Raw genomic sequence first — 17,932 nt, 5'->3', positions numbered from 1 at the left:
TCGCTCCACGGCACCGATCGTGGAGGCTATTCGCTCCACGGTGGCACCGGGAGCGTGAATCCGACTGTGGCGCCGCCGTCGGGAGCATCTGCAACAGTGACGTTTCCGTGGTGGGCCCGCACGATTTCGTCGACAATCGCCAAACCGAGACCTGAACCCCCACTGCTACGTTCACGGACAGTGTCGAGACGGACAAAGCGTTGCAGTACTCGCGATTTATCGGCATCGGCAATCCCGGGCCCATTGTCGGACACGGTCACACTCACATGACGCCGATCGGTGTCGACGGTTATCGCGAAGTCCAGACGGTCATGAGTGTGATGGGATGCGTTGTCCGCGATGTTACGCAAGGCACGAGCCAGTTTCTCGCCGTCACCTTGCACCCGCACCGCGCTGATCTTCGCGGTAATCGTATGCCGACCAAGCGCTTCGAGCCGTGCAACCTCGGCGCTGACCACCTCGTCGATGTCAACGTCGGCCAGCCGCAGCGGCACACCGCGTTCGTCGGCGCGTGCGAGGAACAACAGGTCGGAAACCATCCCTTGCAGCCGAAGTGCCTCAGGCATCATGACTGTCGCGACGGTCTCCGGGTCGATGGGCTGCTTCGTTGTCCGGGACAGATCAAGCAGACCCACCAATGTGGTCAACGGACTGTTGAGCTCGTGCGACGCGTCGTTCACGAAGCGCATCTGCTCGGCCCGGGCAGTGCCGATGCGTTCGAGCATTGCATTCATTGTGGTTGCCAGAGTGGCGATCTCGTCGCCGGTATCCGGTACAGGCACCCGCTGATCGAGGTCTCCACCGGTAATGTCGTCAACCTGTCTACGAATGTCGTCAACCGGTTTCAGGGTCCGGGCGACAAAGTAATGGGTCAAGACAGCTGTCCCGATCACGATGATCGGGATCACCACGGCGGCCAGCACAGCAACAAAGCGAAAAAGCGAATCGAGGCGACTCTCGGCCGCCCCGACCTCCACCGTGACCGCTTCGCCACCCGGGGCGAGTGCACCGACAAGTGCCCCGCGATACGCGGGACCGTCCGGGGTTGTCTGCAAACCGCTTTCCCGTCGTTCCTCGCCAGGCCGCAGCCCCGAGCCCAGCGGACCAACGGGATAGCGCTCCCCACTGAACACCACGTGCCCCGCGTCGTCCACCACCTGAATGATGTCGACGTACCGACTGTCAGTCAGCAACGACTCGTCGAGGCCCGCAAGCCCCTTCGATTCAATGACCGCCGCGATCTGCCTCGCACGGGCTGTAGTTGCCACGTCGGCTGACTGGCGCGACGACTGGTGCAGAGCGTAGAGCACTGCCCCTGCCGCAACAGTCAACGTAAGCGCAACCAACAACGTCGCCAGCACCGTCAGACGGGTACGCACAGGCCTGAGCCGCCGACGAATTCCGCCGGTCCACGCAGTGAGTGATGAGTGCACGAGTAAGACAGTAGACGCGCCATGCGCTCGATCCGTAGCGCAACTCAGCGTCCCCTAAGTATTGCTGGTCCAGGATGCATTCTGTGCGACTTGCCGTAAATGCTGTCGTCACCACACGAACCGAAGGGACACCATTCATGGCTACTCGTACCGGGCACCGCCTGGCCGTTGCCGGCACCATTGCCGGCCTGTCGGCACTCACCCTCGTCGTCAACCCGGCAATCGGCTCCGCAGCGATTACCGGCGGCGCATCCGTGCATGCCAACGCCGGCGCAGGCACCATCACGACCTCGATCACCGGCCTCAACACCACCAAGGCTTTCGTCAAATGTGAGGGCACCGTTTACCGCGCCGACGCCACCATCCTCGACTCGACCACCAAGGTCGGCTCGAGCTACCTCGTCGTGGGCGACACCATGGTCGCCGGTCAGGTACTGACCAACGCCTCCGGCATCGGCACCTCTGCAGTCTTCCCCGACGGCGAGTACCAGGTCCGCACCAAGTGCAAGGAAGACGGCGACACCGACTACCAGGATCCGATCGCATCGGTCCGCGTCACGGTCACCAGCACCACTCCGCCGGCCACCGGTTCGCTTGACCCGGCGGCCCTGCTGCAGGGCCTGCTCAACGGCGTCTTGAGCCAGTTCGGCAGCTAGAGCATCTGATTGCATACGCGGCGCGAACACCACACAGTCGAATCCGAACGAAGGAACCCGCTATGACAAGGATGCCCGAGCGTATTCGCGCCGCGTATAACGCCGAAATGTACGACGTCGGAACTACCAGCGAGGACGCGCAGAAATGGATTCACCTCGAACAGGCGCACATCCTGGCTCAGCCGTACCCCTGGCCGCATACGCGTAATCACGTTGCAATGCTCACACTGGCACTGCGGCAACGCGATTGGCGCGAAGCGCGCGGACAGCTCGTGCGGATCGTGGTTGCGGCACCCGGTTCGGTCCTGGGCCGCTACCCCTCCGGCAACACCGGACGCACTGCTGCTGGGCTCACGACACCGATGCCGATACCGGATCAGCTGGCGAACCTTCTCACCAATTCGGCTTAGCCGACCCACCACCGGATTCGGTGGCGACTCGAACTGGAATGGCCAACCCACGATGCGGGCGGAAACTGTGCGGACCATCGCGACTGCTCGACATCGATCCGTGCTACAGGGGCGCAGGACAGTCTTCTCGATGCCGGATACACGCACAGAACTGTCATCGACTCCGTCGCACACACTCGATGCACTGCCGCGCAGTGGGTAGCGCCTCCAGTCTGGCGTCTGCAATCGGCTCCTGGCAGACCTCACAAATTCCGTATTCACCTGACCGGAGGCGGGTTGTCGCCGCTTCCAAATCCCGCAATTCGGCTTCGGTATCGGCAATGAGAGACGCGATTTTGGCCCGCTCGAACGCGATGGTCGACCCTTCGGGATCGTGTTCATCGTCGTCGGTAGTCCAGCGGGAACCTTCGATTATGGATTCGAGTCCTTCGCGGAGTGATGCCAAGCGGTGCTCTGCCCGCCGCCGTTCCAGGCCGATGGTCGCGTGGAAATCCTGCATCATTGTATTCAACGCTGCCCGAGCACCGCGCACAATGCGTGCGATCGGCTGGTCGGAGAGCTGCGTACCCTCTGCGTACCGAAGCGAAGTCGGATGAACATCCGAGGCTTCGAATTGTGCGGTGAGCTGGTCTTTTTGGTGCCCCCAGTCGGACTTGAACCGACACTTGACGGATTTTAAGTCCGTTGCCTCTGCCAATTGGGCTATGGGGGCCTTCCCTGCTGTTGCCGGTTTCCCGACAACAACAGGGATCACACTATCGTGCGCTCTCAGGCATCGTAATCAGACCCACCGATCGTGATGCCCATCAGCACTATTGGGATGCGGGCAGCGGAATCGACATGGCAATACCGTCGAGGATGTCGTGCTCGCTGACGACCAACTCGGTAATTCCCGCTTTGTCCTCGAATGCCCGCGCGAGGATGGTGGTGACGATCGCTCCCCCGCCGATCACGTCGACGCGTCCGGGATGCATGGGCCCGAATTTCGCTCGTTCGGCGCGCGGCATCGCGGTGAGGCGCTCGCACACGTCGATCAACTGGCCGAACGAGATTCGGGACAGGTGCACCTTGTCTGCGTCGTAGTCCGGCAGATCCTGCGCGATTGCCGAGAGCGTCGTCATGGTTCCCGCGACACCCACAAAAGTCCGAGCCTTCTCGATGGGAACAACCGCAAATGCTTCCGCAAGCTTCGCGGACGCGAATTCTGTTGCATCGGAGACCTGTTCAGTGGTCGGAGGATCGGAATGCAGGCACCGCTCGGTCACCCGCACACAGCCGATATCGGTGGAATACGCAGCCTGAACACCAGCAGAGTCGCCGAGAACCAACTCGGTGGAACCGCCGCCGAGATCGACCACAACAAAGGGGCCTTCGGACGGATCAAGCTCTCCCACAGCACCACTGAACGAGAGTCGCGCTTCCTCGTCGCCGGAGATCACCTCGGCTCCCGCACCGGGAATCACGCCGCCCAGAACTTCCTGCGTCATCGCGAAGAAGTCGTCGCGGTTGGCAGCATCGCGCGTCGCAGATGTGGCAACCATCCGAACGGCGCTTGCTCCGGCTTCCGCGATCATGCCCGCGTACTCGACCAATGCGACACGGGTGCGTTCGATGGCTTCGGGAGCCAAAGTTCCTGTTGCGTCAACACCTTGACCTAGACGGACAACCCGCATTTCGCGGCGGACGTCAACCAATCGCCCGTCTGCACCGACGTCCGCGATCAGTAGGCGGATCGAATTGGTGCCGCAATCGACGGCGGCAACGCGACCCTTCACTTCTCGGGATCTACCGCGTCGTCGATGCCCGGCCAATCAGCGGGGATGGCGGTGCCGCGCAGCTTGCCCTTCCCTGCCAGAGCCACCGACTCGTCACCGAGCGGGTTGACGCCAGGCCCCTTGGCCAGTGAATGCGCCATCAGAACGTGCAGGCACTTGACGCGATCCGGCATCCCGCCACCGGCGAAGTCGGTACCGAGGGATTCGATGGCGTCGCGCTCGGCAAGATACGACTCGTAGGCGCGGCGGTACGCGGCAGCCAACTCGGGATCCTGCGTCAGGCGCTCGGTCATCTCACGCATCACACCGGCAGATTCCTGACGGCTGGCCTCTGCGGTCAGCCTGGGGTCTGTCAAGTAGTAGAGCGTCGGAAAAGGTGTTCCGTCAGGAAGTTTGGGAGCTGTCTTGACCACGCCTGGTGTGCCGTCGGGACTGCGGTATGCAATCTCGAGCACTCCGCGCGGCTCACGGCCCAACTGAGCTGCGACGGCGTCAAGATCTGCCTGCGCGACGTGAGGGGAATTTTCGGACGGATTGCTCACCCGGTGGGTACTCCTTGTTCTTCTGACTGCTCTGTCGGCATCACCGGCATCGGCGCCGGCGTTGCCTTCGTCTCGGGAACCACTGGTGGCTCCGAAATCGTTTGCCACAGATCGCGATACCACGGACCTGTCAGCGGGGCTTCTTCAACTTGCTTCTTCTCGGGTTCTTGATAGTCACCGGGAAGTTGTACCTGGAACGGCGTCTCGCCAGGCTTGACGTACCGAAGGCGTTCCCGCGCAAGCGCTTCGACATATGCGGGATCATCGAAACGCGCATTCTGCTGCCGGAGCGCGTCAACTTCCTCCTGGAGTACCCGTCGTTCGGCAGCGATCTGAGCGGCATCGGAACGCTGAGAAATGTACGTGCGCAACGGCACCGCCAACGTCAACGCGAGCATCAGAACAACCATCGCGAGAATGACAGCCCGGCTGGTCGAGAGCCCGAAGACCGTGTTGTCGGAACTGGGCAGTCTCGACCAGAACTTACGCGTCGAGGCCGACGTTGCCTTTGCCCCGGTCGACGCTGCTTCCGCCGACTCGGCTTCCGTGCCGCGTGCCCGGCGGGTGCTGCCGGGTTTGGTGCGACGAGCAGTGTCCGCGCGCCCGGAACCACGACCCCCCGGACTTCCGCCGGGGGATCGTGGTTTACCGCGTTGTGCAGACACTGCTGATACCTAAATGTGTTGCTCAGGCCTCGAATGCGAAGCGCGGGAATGCAACCTCGCCGGCGTAACGAGCGGCATCACCGAGGTTCTCCTCGATGCGCAGCAACTGGTTGTACTTGGCGACGCGCTCGCTACGAGCCGGCGCACCCGTCTTGATCTGGCCGCTGCCGACGGCAACTGCGAGGTCCGCGATGGTGGTGTCCTCGGTCTCGCCGGACCGGTGGCTCATCATCGTCTTGTAGCCGTTGCGGTGAGCGAGGTCGACTGCGTCGAGGGTCTCGGTCAGCGTGCCGATCTGGTTGACCTTGACCAGCAGTGCGTTTGCCGCGCCCTTGACGATGCCCTCTTCGAGGCGCTCGGGGTTGGTGACGAACAGATCGTCGCCGACGAGCTGAACCTTGTTGCCGATCTGGTCGGTGAGTGCAACCCAGCCGTCCCAGTCGTCTTCGTCGAGCGGATCCTCGATGGAGACGAGCGGGTAAGCGTCGATGAGCTCAGCGTAGAACGCTGCCATCTCGGCCGCGGTACGGTTCTTGCCCTCGAACTTGTAGCCGGTGCCGTCGGTGTAGAACTCGGTGGCTGCAACGTCGAGCGCGAGCGCGACATCGGTACCCAGCTTGAGGCCTGTCTTGTTCACGGCGATCGTGATGAGGTCGAGAGCTTCCTTGGTGCCGGCAACGTCAGGCGCGAAGCCGCCTTCGTCTCCGAGGCCCGTGGACAGACCCTTTTCCTTCAGGACGGACTTGAGGGAGTGGTAAACCTCGGCACCCCAGCGCAGGGATTCCTTGAAGCTCGGTGCACCGATCGGAGCAACCATGAACTCCTGGACGTCGACGCCGGTGTCGGCGTGAGCGCCACCGTTGAGGATGTTCATCATCGGGACGGGCAGGACGTGGGCGTTGGGGCCACCGACGTAGCGGAACAGTTCGAGGCCCGAGGACTCCGCTGCGGCGCGGGCAACTGCCAGCGAAGCGCCGAGGAGTGCGTTGGCGCCGAGGCGAGACTTGTCCGGGGTGCCGTCTGCGTCGAGCAGCGCCTGGTCGACGGTGCGCTGTTCGGTGGCGTCGATGCCGATGATTGCGGGCGCGATCTCGCCGAGAACTGCCTCGACTGCCTTCTCGACACCCTTTCCGCCGTAGCGAGCGCCACCATCGCGCAACTCGACGGCTTCGTGCTCACCGGTGGATGCGCCGGAGGGCACTGCGGCCCGGGCGAAACTTCCGTCGTCGAGCAAAACCTCAACTTCAACCGTGGGGTTGCCACGGGAATCAAGGATCTCGCGAGCTCCGACCTGCTCAATACTGGCCACTGTGTGGTTCTCCTTCGATGGGCTTCGCATTGGGGCGCACTCCGCGTGCGTGGACATTGGGACACACACTGCGTGCATGGGCATTGGACCACGATCGTGCCGGGGCCCCCGTAGTGCCAGCACACAGCCTAACCGCAGCGCGCGAAGGCTTCTTTATCGACGCGCACACACCGGCCTGAACTGCGGTCATGAGCACTCATGCCGGCCGCGTTCCCACCGAGTATGCCGAAGCCCGATCACGCACGAGCGCGAGGTAGTCCCCGGAGAGGTTGTACGCCATCAGAGCCTGCTGCCACCCTGCGGCTGTGGTCAGGTCTCCCCCGCGGGCACACAGATACCGCGCCGCGGTGAGGGCGGCGTCATCGATATTGTCGGGATCGATACGACCGTCACCGTTGGCGTCGACGCCCCACTTCAACCAGGTTTCCGGGATGAACTGCATCGGTCCCATCGCTCGATCGTGGACGGAATCTCCGTCCATGGTGCCGCCGTCGGTGTCGGGAATCTCGGCTACGCCCGGCCCACCGTCGAGTGGTATGCCGCGAATGATCGGACTGACTTGACCCACGGCGTCTACCGCTGAGCCGTCGTACGTTCCGTGACGGCTTTCGACGCTCCCGATCCCCGCGAGGGTCGTCCACCCGATCCCGCAACCGGGCAACGTCTCAGCCATCACGGCGGCGGCGTACCCGTAGGCCGTGAGCGCAGTCGTACCGATTCCGACGTCACTGCTCAGTCCGGCGGCCCAATCACCGAGTTGATCTGCGCTGCGGCCCGGTGCATTGATGTCGATCGGCGGTGTCGGCAAGCCAACGCCCGGCGGGATTCCTTCGGGAATCGCGATCTTCGGTTCGTCGGATCCACACGCTGCAATACCCACTCCGGCAAGCACCGTTCCGGCAGCTATCGCGGCGACGACGCGCACGACGCGCCGGGGTCTCGAGGTCTTGGCAGTGGTTCGGTACACCCCTCCATCATCCACACGAGTCGACTGAACACCCGAATTTGATAGTAAAGAGAATCAAAAGGCCTGGTCAGGGTGTGGATAGCAGCCGCAAGGTGGAGTATCTTCATCGGAGTTAAGGCTGTCCTACTTTTGGCCGATTCCGTGAAGCTGCCGAGCTTCCTCCAGTTAAGGAGCATCCGTGCCCGTGTCGGTACTCGCAGCGTCGAGCAGTCCGTCAGTTGCCACGCAGCTATTCGGCAGTGGCCTGATCGGTCTCCGCGAAGGCCTCGAAGCCGGCATCGTTGTCATGATCCTGGCCGCGTACCTCGTCAAGGCACAGCGGCGGGACGCACTGAAGTGGGTGTGGCTCGGCGTTTTTGCCGCCGTGGCGATGGTCGCGATCATTTTCCTTGTCATCCACTACGGCACATCCACCGTCGACGGCCTTACCGCGGAAGTCATCGCCGGAATTGCGTCACTGATCGCCGTGGTGATCGTGACTGCGATGGTGTTGTGGATGCGAACCGCGGCCAAGACCATCTCCGGCGACCTCAAGGCCGGAATGGAAAAGGCCCTCGTCGCCGGACCGATCGCAATCCTGACGCTCGCATTCTTTGCTGTCGGCCGCGAAGGCGTCGAGACGGCACTGCTGATGGTCGGGTACGCCGAGAACACGGCAGGCAGTTCCTGGCCACTCATCGGATTGCTGCTCGGCATTCTCCTGGCCGCCATCCTGACCGTCGCCATGTACTTCGGGGCGCTACGTCTGAATCTCACGACGTTCTTCCGCTACACCGCGATTTTCCTCATCGTCGTGGCCGCCGGAATCCTCTCGTACGGCATCCGCGCCCTGCAGATCGGGAACGTCCTGCCAGGAGCCGAAAACATCGCCTTCAACCTCACCCCGGGCTACGACCCGTCCACGTGGTACGGCACTGTCCTGGCCGGCATCTTCAACTTCCGCCCTGACCCGACGGTTCTGCAAGCGACCGCGTGGGTCGTGTATCTCGTCGTCGTGCTGGCGCTCTTCCTGCGTCCGCAATCGTCACCGGCACCTGCCATCGCTGCATCGCCGACCACTTCGTCCGAACCGACAGAATCCTGAAAGGCACTTCCAACGATGCGCAAATCCACTCTCGTGCTCGCGACAGCCGCGGTACTCCCCTTCTCACTTGCCGCGTGCACCGAGAAGTCGACGGCAAGCGACGGCGACGTCATCGTCACTGCCACCGATGATTCGTGCGACGTCAGTGCCACCACGGGTACGACGGGCAAGTCGACGTTCCAGGTCACCAACAACGGCACGAAGGTCACCGAGTTCTACGTCTTCGCCGAGGGTGACCGCGCGATGGGCGAGGTCGAGAACATCGGGCCCGGTCTGACGCGTCAGCTCATCGTCTCACTCCCCGAGGCAGCGACGTATCAGCTTGCGTGCAAGCCCGGAATGGTCGGAACCGGTATCCGACAGGACTTTGTCGTCACCGGCGATTCGCAGGCAGCCACCGACGAGAGTGGCCAGCTCGCAGAAGCAGCAGACGGGTACCGCCGATACATCCGCAGCCAGATCGTGGCACTACAGGACACCGCCGCTCAGTTCGTCGCAGCCGTTCAGGCGGGGGACATCGAGCAGGCCAAGGCGCTGTTCCCGGTCACTCGCACGTACTACGAACGCATCGAGCCCGAGGCCGAGAGCTTCGGTGAGCTCGATCCCAAGCTCGACTTGCGTGAGGCAGACCTGGAGCCCGGCCAGGTCTGGACCGGCTTCCACCGCCTCGAGAAGGATCTGTGGGTCACCGGCCTGCAGCCCGACACCAATGCCGTCGCAGATCAGCTGCTCGTCGATATCCAGTATCTGGCTGATCAGGTAAACGCCGAAGACTACTCGGTCGATCCCACCAAGATCGCCGGCGATGCACAGGGACTGCTCGACGAGATCTCGACATCCAAGATCACCGGCGAAGAAGACATCTTCTCGCACACCGACCTGTGGGACTTCCAAGCCAACGTCGACGGCTCCCAGGCTGCGATCGCCGCTCTGAACCCGATTCTGCAGGAACGCAATCCCGAACTTGCCCAGCGTATCTCGGATCGATTTGCCGACCTCGACGCAGCGCTCGCGCAGTTCCGCGTCGGCGACGGATTTGTCTTCTACGACACCGTCACCGAAGCTCAGCGCCAGGAACTTTCACGTAAGATCGACGCTCTGTCCGCAGAGGTCAGCCAGGTTCAGGAAGTAGTTGCGGGGCAGTAATGACTGATGCACGACAGGGCACACCTAGCCCGGAAAATCCGACACCGCAAGGACTCTCACGGCGCAAACTGTTCGGCGCCGTGGGAGCCGGTGTTGCCCTCGCTGGTGCCGGTGCTGTTGTCGGACGGGTCACCGCTGACAACAGTTCCAGCACCGACAACTCAGACGTGGTGGCTTTTCGTGGTGACCATCAGGCCGGCATCACAACGCCCGCCCAGGATCGTATGCACTTCGTCGCGTTCGACGTGACGACGACGTCCCGCGACGAACTGATCGCTTTGTTGCAGACCTGGACCACTATGGCCGAGCGAATGACAAAGGGTGAGGAAGCAACCGAGGACGGTGCAACCGGTGACGGCCCGTATGCACCGCCGAGTGATACCGGCGAGGCCCTCGACCTTGTTGCCTCACAACTGACGCTCACTATCGGTTTCGGACCGTCACTGTTCGACGACCGTTTCGGACTGGCTGACAAGAAGCCTGCTGCGCTACTGGACCTTCCGCATTTCCGGGCCGACAACCTCGATCCGGCGCGCAGTGGCGGCGACATCGCAATCCAGGCGTGCGCCAACGATCCCCAGGTCGCGGTTCATGCCATCCGCAACCTCGCGCGCGTGGCCTTCGGAACGGCGTCGGTCAAATGGTCGCAACTAGGATTCGGGCGAACATCCTCGACGTCCACGACACAACAAACTCCGCGAAACCTGTTCGGGTTCAAGGACGGAACCGCCAACATCAAGGCGGAGGATCCAGCGCTACTGAGCGAACACGTCTGGGTCGACGGCGCCGACGATCAGGAATGGATGGCGGGGGGATCATTTCTGGTCGCCCGCCGCATCCGGATGCTGATCGAGCAATGGGATCGCACAGTCCTCAAGGAACAGGAAGCCGTCATCGGCAGGTCGAAGCGCAGTGGCGCTCCGCTCGGCGGAAAGGACGAGTTCGACGAACTCGATCTGGACTCGAAGGAAGGCCACGACTTTGTCATTTCCGAGGACGCGCACGTCCGTCTGGCGTCTTCCGAAGAACTGGGCGGAATCCAAATCCTGCGGCGCGGATACAACTTCACCGATGGTTCCGACGGGCTCGGTCACCTCGACGCCGGCTTGTTCTTTGTTGCGTACTGCCGGAACCCTGTCGAGCAGTTTGTTCCGATGCAGCAAAACCTCTCCCGGCACGACGCGCTGAACGAATACATCCAGCACGTCGGTTCTGCCGTCTTCGCCTGCCCCGGCGGACTTTCAACAGGAAGTTATTGGGGCGAAACACTGTTTTCGAGCGAATAGACCGGGAAAAATCCCGATACCATACTTGGAACCAAACTGCACGTTATTACTATATCGAAATTATAACAATTCCGAACGATCGGGATTAAACCGACAACTCGAACTTACGATCTGCGCATGACAATTTCATCGATCCTTCGCACTTCCATAGTTTCAACAACTCTGGCAGTGGCGGCGATTACGCTGTCGCCCTTGGTATCACCGACAGCTGCGGCGGACCGCTTCACGGTCTACGCCTACGACGAGTTCAACGGTCCTGCAAATTCAGCTCCGAATCCAAACATCTGGCGTTACGAAACCGGCGGAGGCTGGGGAAACAACGAGAAACAGGTATATACCGATTCTCGCGCGAACTCCCGTTTGGACGGACAAGGCAATCTCCTGATTCAGACCCAAAAAGTTGGCAATACGATGACTTCCGCAAGGCTGGGGACTTACGGCAAGGTCGACTTCACCTACGGGCTACTCGAAGCAAGAATCAAACTGCCCGCGGGGAAGGGCTTACATCCGGCGTTTTGGACGCTCGGAACGAACCTGTACTCAGCAGGCTGGCCCGGCTGTGGTGAAATCGATGCCATCGAAACCATCAACGACGCAACGACATACACGAGCGCGGTCCATGGTCCGAAAAAATCAGGCACGAGAGTAACCGGCGTGTGGGATCGGAGCGTCGGTGGAACCCGCCCTGGCACCGACTTCACGGCATTTCACACCTATGGCATTCTGAAACGACCTGGTCGGATCGAAACGTACATCGACGGTGTCCGAATGCTGTATCTCGACAAGTCCCAAGTCTCCGGAGCCGAGGCATGGGTATTCGACGCCCCCGCATATACCTTGCTCAACATCGCGATTGGCGGAGACTGGCCTGGCGCAGTGAATTCCACGACCCCATGGCCAGCTACCATGACCGTGGACTATGTCCGATGGTTCCACGAAAACTGACTGGCGCCCACACCTACGTGGTAAGCGGACGAATTGCAGTCGATCCCTTCGCGGAGAAACACAACATTCCCGGAATCAGTAGGGATCGACTGCTCTCACGCGCACATCCTCTCCATGCGAATACCACTATGCTGCAAAGGATAAGCACGAGTTCCAACTACCGAACTCAGCGAAAGTAGCGGATCCAATCGACAGTCATCGTCGACACATCCGATGTGGTGATGTCTGTCGGACCTGGCCATTCACCGCCGACAGCGATATTCATCAACACGTAAAAAGGCTTGTCGAATACCCATTTGGCGCCCTCAGGTGCCTCACTACGCAAGTAGTCACCAACAACGACCCCGTCGATGACGATGGAAATCGAGTCAACAGTTCTCATCACCTCGTAGATGTGAAAGTCTTCGGAGGCATCACTGCCCAGTGGTCCGTCGGACGACATCTTCCATTTGCCCTCGGAATGTGCGGCCGGATCAACCCACGGCCCGTGCACGGCATTGTGAAACTCTGCGCCGTCATGGACCAACTCCATGATGTCAATCTCGCCACTTTCTGGATATCCAACCGTTTCAAGATCCTCACCAAGCAACCAGAAGGCGGGATGAATCCCCGGGGACATAGGAAACTTGATGCGTGCCGCGAGTGTCCCCTCGGTAAACGTGAACTTGTCCCTGGTCACGATTCGCGCCGACGTGAATCCTTTGTCCGTACGACGCGCTTGCAGTAAAAGATTGCCGTTGCCATCCAGCGAGGCGTTATCGACGGAATCGGTATAGACCTGCTTCTCCTGGTTTCCCCAACCACCACCCCCGACATCGAAGCCCCACAACGCCGGATTCGGCGGTTGTCCTGCCGCTCCATCGAATTCGTCGGAACCGAGTGCCCCCACCATCATTCGCATCTCCGGACTTCGCGTGACGTCGTTTACGCAGGAGGTGACAAGGAGCAGTGACGTGAGCGAGAGTACGACACCCGAACGCACGGCGACCGCCGAATTCCTACTCATTTCATAGCCTTTCGATATATCTCGATCACCCGCTCAGCTCGTGCCGAAGCCTCGTGATTCTGTGACACCGTGTCGTGTGCGCGTTCTACCAATTGTGTTCGGAGATTACCGTCCGATACCAGCGAGAGAACCTTTCTAGCAATATCGGACGCGTCACCCGGCGTAGTCAACAGACCGTTTTGACCGTCGACCACGTAGTCGAGAAAACCGCCGGTCCGACTGGCCACCACAGGAGTTCCGACCGACATGGCTTCAATCGCGATCATCCCGAACGGTTCTCGCATCGAAGGTACACACAAGATGTCGACTGACCGTAGGATCTCGGCAACGTCGTCACGCTGACCGACAAACCGGACAGCACCTGGTAGCAACGCCTCAGCCAGCCGCCGAAGTCCTGTGGCGTAGTCGGCATTCCCGTCTGTTGGTCCACCAACGACAACTAAATGCACGTCTCCTCCGACAGAACGGATCTCGGACACTGCCTCGATCAGCGTTTCGATGCCCTTCACCGGATCCATTCGACCGACCACCGCAACCAGCACAGAGTCCGGCGAGTTGGTCAATTCTGCTCGCACCGATCCGCGACCGGGAGTAAAGATCGCCGTGTCGACCGCCTGTGGGACGACACTCGCCTTCCGCTGTGCCCGAACCGACAGTTGTTCCAGTGCGGCATTGCTCACGGCAATCGACGCGGAGGCACCCCGCACCGCTGCACTGAGCAACGAGCGCCCTCTCCCCTCGTTGAGGATGTCATGAATTTCGAGCACCACCGGCGTTCGTGTCAATCGACCCGCCGCAACACAATCCAGATGGGACAGAAGAGAATTCGAGTGAATTATATCCGCGCGCAGCGCCTGTCTTCGAAACGCCGAAATCCACGATGCGGATCGCGGAATCTGAGACAACAACGCAGAGGCCGGCGCGGATCCACCCGACGAATCACGCAAACCCACGCGTTGTTCATCTGGCATGCCCACAAACTCGAGGCCCATGGCCGTCCACGCCCGTTCGAGTCCGCCCCCGGCAGGAGCTGCCATCACGACGTTCACACCGCGTTCGCGGAGGTGCGGAAGGAGTCGAATGACGCTGTGCTCGATACCAGTGACGTCACGAGTCAGGGTAGATGTCACGACCCGGAGGGTTCCGTCAGCCACCGTCCCCACCTTTCTGCAGGCTTGGCGCGCGCTCGAATACTACAAATCCGTTGCCCTCGAGAAAGACATGCCATGCGGGATCCGCCCTCATCCGGGTCTCGAGATTCGGCAGTGCATCCTCCGGGGACAAGCCGAAATACCAGTTGTAGAAAACCATTTGATCGGAGATCGCAAAGTACGTCGCCCGGCTTTCGGCCACGAAGTGCTCGTTGAATGTCGAATACTCTTCATCGGTATTGAAGTCCACCCCGTAGAACAGCGTCGAAGCCTCAGGCTGAATATCGAATTTCGGGTCGACGCCAGCAAGCCTCAAATAGGCTTGTGTCGGCCGGTCGGGCCACGCAGGCGACAGAGCCCTCAGCACACCGTTCGGATCGGCGGTTTCCAGGACTTCCGACGCTGCTTTCACAACTACAGGCTTGGTCAGATAGGCAAACCACGCGCCGAAGTATGCCTCTGACGACGACAAGGTCGCGCCCAGAAGCATGATGGCGACAACTATCATCTTTGTGCGCGGCACTCGCCTTGCGCGGAGCATCCAAGTGAGCGGAAATGCCAATAGCAGGCAGCACCCCACCAGGCAGTAGAGGTATACCCGGAATATCGCTTCCCCGCCGTAGCCTTGCCCAGCCAGAATCGCCAACGGCGCAAAAGCGATGATCACCAAGGCGAATACGGGTAGCTTTCTGCGCCACATGATGATCGCGGTGACAGCCGATGCCGCCAGCAAACCGACGGTCAGTAGGCGCATCGTCAAACTCGCAAAGGACTGTCCGGGGGTAGGAGTGAGACTCGCCCCGGCCAGATTGGACTTCGCATTCGACGCCAGATCAAACGAGAACTTGGCGAAATCTCCTGCGCTGTCCCAGTTGTATACGAGGAAACCGACTGCGACGCTGCCAAACACGAACATAAGCCACCAAGGCCGGAACATCCGAGAGATCGTCAGCGCTCCGATGATCAACCCCATCCAGTACGGAGTCAGTTGATGCGTGACGACGATTGCGCAGAAGATGACGACCATCACGAGGACCAGGTTTGGGCGATCTCTGGATGCTCCGACGAGCGTCAGGAAGGCAAGAACGAGTATCATCGCGAGCGATTGCGGCGCAAAGTAGTCCTGTGCAACCCAATTGAGGACCTCGAACAGGAACGTCGCGGAGATCGCCGTCGGTACATCGAGTCGCCACGCCCGCCCCATACAGTAGAAGAACACGACCATGAGCAAATGCGCACAGATTGCGAACCAGTTCGCGATCGTGATGTCGGGGACTCCTGTCACCCGCGAAAACCACGCTGTCGCAGTAAAAAGCCCGGGCCAACCGTTGTACACGTCAACCCCACGAGCGAGAAAGTGACTGCGTTGGATCAGGTCGGTCACACCGAGGTGTTTGTAGGTCCATGTGTAGAGCGGAACATCCGATGCAATGAGTGTGGCTGTCCGTTGTATCAGCGCAATCACAATCACGGCTGCGAAGGACGACCGGTTGTTCCGTCGGTACATTGCGACGACAAACCCGATCACGGACAGGACGATCGATACCACGAAGAAGGGAGAGGCCGCGAATAGCAACCCGAAATCGGAGGGTTCCGCAGTGGATAGCGATGGGGTCGAAATCCACCAACTCGTCACGGCCGCAGCAAGAATCGACCACGAGATCCGGTCACGGCTTTGGACTGCCGGTTTTTCGATGACAGAAAGCACATCAGTCGGGTCACCGGATGAATCGACTGGTGCGGCACCTACAGGTTTCTCCAAGATAGTCATGACCGTCTGCGCAGCGTAGGAATAGACACCGTCATCTGCGGACGTGCGACGAGAAGGTACACGCGTAGTGACGCCAGAACTACTGTTACAAGGCTGGGAATCACTAACTGCGAGAAGGGGTAATACTCCTCGATCGTTGTCATGAACAGCGTCATCAGAACGATGATCGAAATACCCAGCGCAGGAACAGCTGCAGTCCGCACGTACCCGGGTTGATTCGGATAGAAGGACATGATGGCAGCGCCTGGTCCCACTATGACAAAGAAGAGAACCAGCATTCCGCTGAGAGTTCCAGTCGCGCCCATTATCGCGGCCAGCAGGCCACTGACACCGCCAACCACTCCGAGGGCGGCAAGCTTGTGTTCACCGGTAGGGAAACGATTTTCAATCTTCTTGACCAGGTGCGTAAATGGACCGGATAGGTGCGGACCTCGGATTATCGGGCTCGAGCGGACATCTTCGCCGGCGGATGCGAGGGGTTTACTCTTCAGGCCTGCGCGGCGAGAACGAATCAATGCGGCGGGTCCTCGCAGAACTGCCCACCGCTCGAGCTTGGGCAGTCTGTCGAGATCCGGAGTCAGAGGTACTCGGCCTGCAACCGGTTTGGACACTGCGCCAAAATGTCTAAGCCCTTTGACAGAGCGACTCGCCAACATCAAGGCCGTGCGCGGGTTCAGCATCAGTTTCGTGATCCATGCCCCCAATCCGAGTCCGTAGTCCGCCATCTGCTTGTCGAGGCCTGCGTTGTCGATCCGGTGCCTGTGCCACACACGCGCAGCAGGTTCGTAAACCAACGCTCCGCCACTGAGAAGTATGCGCACGAACATGTCGATGTCCTCGCCGCCGCCACAGGGCGAACCCACTCCGAGTCCCTCGTCGAATCCGCCGAGTGCAAGTACCGCGGAGCGACGTACTGCGAAGTTCGCGCCTGTTCCGAAGTTTCCCACTTCGAAGGGGAACAACGGATCAGCTGGTGGTGGCGCCGCCATCCGATACGTCTTCTGCACCAAGTTCTTCGACCAACTGACGCGTCGGTCGAAGTACGCTTGCGCAGCCGTCGAAACTTCACCTGTTGGCACGAGCCCGGTAACCAACTGGACGTCGTCGGCCACAGCAAATCCACCGACTATCCCGCGGAGCCAATTACGGTCGATCACGACATCGTCGTCGGTGAACGCGACGATGTCATGGGTGGCGGCTGTCAATCCGATATTGCGTGCCTTCGACAACCCTCGTTCGGGCGCGCCCACCAACCGGATTCCTTCGAATTCTGCAACCACAGGCGGTGTCAGACCCGACGACGGATCGTTATCCACCACCAGGACTTCGTAGCTGCTGTAGTCGAGGTCCGCAAGCGAATTGAGTACTTCCCGAAGCAGTTCCGGTCGATTCATGGTGCAGATAATCAGCGTCACCAGCACTTCAGGAAGGGGCGGGGAAGCTACGGCGCCGGTTTGTGGCAACAGATCCAACGCCTCTCGGGACCTGATCACTCCGTCCGCCACGTGCACTTCGACAAAAGCCGACGATCCATTCAGACGAGACACCAGGAGTCGAGCCCGGATGTAGCGGTGCCCGCCTGCGAGTGCTACGAAGGGCGCAGCGAGTAGCTCCCATTCGTCGACCTGTCCAATCCAGATCGCACCAGCCCATAGTTCGATGTTCGGTGTGGGCGCCATGACAGGTTGTAGGATCGTGATCCCGTCGGATCGATGATTCTGCACCACAATCTCTTTCGTCATATCAGCGGCACTTGCATTGCCGGAGTTGTCATCGCGATTCATGC

Annotated in this window: 17 protein-coding genes and 1 tRNA gene; 6 read left to right on the top strand and 12 right to left on the bottom strand. The window is 60.6% G+C overall.

Going from position 1 to position 17,932, the window contains the following annotated elements; translation table 11 throughout:
- Window positions 1–26: 26 nt before the first annotated feature.
- Window positions 27–1,433 carry a sensor histidine kinase gene (locus CJ178_RS28085; RefSeq protein WP_257013483.1) on the bottom strand — a complete coding sequence of 469 codons (1,407 nt, stop codon included), beginning with the start codon at window positions 1,431–1,433 and terminating at the stop codon, window positions 27–29.
- A 137-nt stretch (window positions 1,434–1,570) separates the two neighbouring features.
- Here CJ178_RS28085 and CJ178_RS28080 point away from each other — a divergent pair, with 137 nt between their 5' ends.
- Together CJ178_RS28080 and CJ178_RS28075 are read left to right on the top strand one after the other, a co-directional pair.
- A complete protein-coding gene (locus CJ178_RS28080; protein WP_095888486.1) occupies window positions 1,571–2,089 on the top strand; it encodes a hypothetical protein in 519 nt (172 codons plus the stop codon).
- Between the two features lie 62 nt (window positions 2,090–2,151).
- A complete protein-coding gene (locus CJ178_RS28075; RefSeq protein ID WP_045069332.1) occupies window positions 2,152–2,499 on the top strand; it encodes a DUF3703 domain-containing protein in 348 nt (115 codons plus the stop codon).
- 154 nt (window positions 2,500–2,653) lie between these two features.
- Here CJ178_RS28075 and CJ178_RS28070 read toward each other — a convergent pair whose 3' ends face one another.
- From CJ178_RS28070 to CJ178_RS28040, 7 genes are all read right to left on the bottom strand, one after another.
- On the bottom strand, window positions 2,654–2,998 hold the full coding sequence (locus CJ178_RS28070; RefSeq protein ID WP_092807355.1) for a TraR/DksA family transcriptional regulator: 345 nt from the start codon (window positions 2,996–2,998) through the stop codon (window positions 2,654–2,656).
- 136 nt (window positions 2,999–3,134) lie between these two features.
- Window positions 3,135–3,211 (bottom strand) — tRNA-Leu (locus CJ178_RS28065).
- Window positions 3,212–3,311: 100 nt separating this feature from the next.
- Window positions 3,312–4,274, bottom strand: a complete 963-nt coding sequence (locus CJ178_RS28060; RefSeq protein ID WP_045069330.1) for a Ppx/GppA phosphatase family protein — start codon at window positions 4,272–4,274, stop codon at window positions 3,312–3,314.
- Window positions 4,271–4,816 carry a DUF501 domain-containing protein gene (locus tag CJ178_RS28055; protein WP_045069327.1) on the bottom strand — a complete coding sequence of 182 codons (546 nt, stop codon included), beginning with the start codon at window positions 4,814–4,816 and terminating at the stop codon, window positions 4,271–4,273. Before CJ178_RS28055 ends, CJ178_RS28060 begins: the two co-directional genes overlap by 4 nt.
- Entirely contained in the window at window positions 4,813–5,481 is a 669-nt protein-coding gene (locus CJ178_RS28050; protein WP_033234549.1) for an FtsB family cell division protein, read from the bottom strand. The genes CJ178_RS28055 and CJ178_RS28050 overlap by 4 nt, the downstream gene beginning before the upstream one ends.
- A 22-nt stretch (window positions 5,482–5,503) precedes the next feature.
- Window positions 5,504–6,790: a phosphopyruvate hydratase gene (gene eno, locus CJ178_RS28045; RefSeq protein ID WP_033234550.1), complete on the bottom strand. Its 1,287-nt coding sequence runs from the start codon at window positions 6,788–6,790 to the stop codon at window positions 5,504–5,506.
- Between the two features lie 196 nt (window positions 6,791–6,986).
- A complete protein-coding gene (locus CJ178_RS28040; RefSeq protein ID WP_371851326.1) occupies window positions 6,987–7,697 on the bottom strand; it encodes a lytic transglycosylase domain-containing protein in 711 nt (236 codons plus the stop codon).
- Window positions 7,698–7,941: 244 nt separating this feature from the next.
- On the opposite strand from CJ178_RS28040, the gene efeU reads away from it, so the two are divergent.
- From efeU to CJ178_RS28020, 4 genes are all read left to right on the top strand, one after another.
- The gene (gene efeU / locus CJ178_RS28035) at window positions 7,942–8,841 is read left to right on the top strand and encodes an iron uptake transporter permease EfeU (RefSeq protein WP_045069322.1); all 900 of its coding nucleotides are present in this window, start codon (window positions 7,942–7,944) and stop codon (window positions 8,839–8,841) included.
- A 15-nt stretch (window positions 8,842–8,856) separates the two neighbouring features.
- Window positions 8,857–9,987, top strand: coding sequence for an iron uptake system protein EfeO (efeO, locus tag CJ178_RS28030; RefSeq protein WP_095888485.1), 1,131 nt, complete (start codon window positions 8,857–8,859; stop codon window positions 9,985–9,987).
- Entirely contained in the window at window positions 9,987–11,273 is a 1,287-nt protein-coding gene (gene efeB, locus CJ178_RS28025; protein ID WP_095888484.1) for an iron uptake transporter deferrochelatase/peroxidase subunit, read from the top strand. The genes efeO and efeB overlap by 1 nt, the downstream gene beginning before the upstream one ends.
- A 117-nt stretch (window positions 11,274–11,390) precedes the next feature.
- A complete protein-coding gene (locus CJ178_RS28020; RefSeq protein ID WP_233363443.1) occupies window positions 11,391–12,218 on the top strand; it encodes a glycoside hydrolase family 16 protein in 828 nt (275 codons plus the stop codon).
- 166 nt (window positions 12,219–12,384) lie between these two features.
- On the opposite strand, the gene CJ178_RS28015 is transcribed toward CJ178_RS28020, so the two are convergent.
- Genes CJ178_RS28015 through CJ178_RS28000 form a run of 4 tightly spaced genes read right to left on the bottom strand, consistent with a single transcriptional unit; the run spans window position 12,385 to window position 17,930 of the window.
- Window positions 12,385–13,224, bottom strand: a complete 840-nt coding sequence (locus CJ178_RS28015) for a glycoside hydrolase family 16 protein (RefSeq protein WP_257013482.1) — start codon at window positions 13,222–13,224, stop codon at window positions 12,385–12,387.
- Entirely contained in the window at window positions 13,221–14,378 is a 1,158-nt protein-coding gene (locus CJ178_RS28010) for a glycosyltransferase family 4 protein (RefSeq protein ID WP_179300855.1), read from the bottom strand. Before CJ178_RS28010 ends, CJ178_RS28015 begins: the two co-directional genes overlap by 4 nt.
- Window positions 14,371–16,146: a hypothetical protein gene (locus tag CJ178_RS28005; RefSeq protein ID WP_141486311.1), complete on the bottom strand. Its 1,776-nt coding sequence runs from the start codon at window positions 16,144–16,146 to the stop codon at window positions 14,371–14,373. The genes CJ178_RS28010 and CJ178_RS28005 overlap by 8 nt, the downstream gene beginning before the upstream one ends.
- On the bottom strand, window positions 16,143–17,930 hold the full coding sequence (locus CJ178_RS28000) for a glycosyltransferase family 2 protein (protein WP_179300854.1): 1,788 nt from the start codon (window positions 17,928–17,930) through the stop codon (window positions 16,143–16,145). Before CJ178_RS28000 ends, CJ178_RS28005 begins: the two co-directional genes overlap by 4 nt.
- Window positions 17,931–17,932: the final 2 nt, after the last annotated feature.

The sequence above is a fragment of the Rhodococcus sp. ACPA4 genome (assembly GCF_002300185.1).
In the GTDB taxonomy this organism is placed as follows: Bacteria; Actinomycetota; Actinomycetes; order Mycobacteriales; family Mycobacteriaceae; genus Rhodococcus_F; species Rhodococcus_F globerula.
This window is presented reverse-complemented; position numbering and strand designations above follow the sequence as displayed.

What these genes read in the sequence shown, in the direction of transcription:
- CJ178_RS28015 (WP_257013482.1), bottom strand. Translation starts at nt 13,224, where the DNA reads ATGAGTAGGAATTCGGCGGTCGCCGTGCGTTCGGGTGTCGTACTCTCG.
- CJ178_RS28020 (WP_233363443.1), top strand. Translation starts at nt 11,391, where the DNA reads ATGACAATTTCATCGATCCTTCGCACTTCCATAGTTTCAACAACTCTG.
- CJ178_RS28070 (WP_092807355.1), bottom strand. Translation starts at nt 2,998, where the DNA reads ATGCAGGATTTCCACGCGACCATCGGCCTGGAACGGCGGCGGGCAGAG.
- CJ178_RS28000 (WP_179300854.1), bottom strand. Translation starts at nt 17,930, where the DNA reads ATGAATCGCGATGACAACTCCGGCAATGCAAGTGCCGCTGATATGACG.
- CJ178_RS28080 (WP_095888486.1), top strand. Translation starts at nt 1,571, where the DNA reads ATGGCTACTCGTACCGGGCACCGCCTGGCCGTTGCCGGCACCATTGCC.
- efeB (WP_095888484.1), top strand. Translation starts at nt 9,987, where the DNA reads ATGACTGATGCACGACAGGGCACACCTAGCCCGGAAAATCCGACACCG.
- CJ178_RS28005 (WP_141486311.1), bottom strand. Translation starts at nt 16,146, where the DNA reads ATGACTATCTTGGAGAAACCTGTAGGTGCCGCACCAGTCGATTCATCC.
- efeO (WP_095888485.1), top strand. Translation starts at nt 8,857, where the DNA reads ATGCGCAAATCCACTCTCGTGCTCGCGACAGCCGCGGTACTCCCCTTC.
- CJ178_RS28075 (WP_045069332.1), top strand. Translation starts at nt 2,152, where the DNA reads ATGACAAGGATGCCCGAGCGTATTCGCGCCGCGTATAACGCCGAAATG.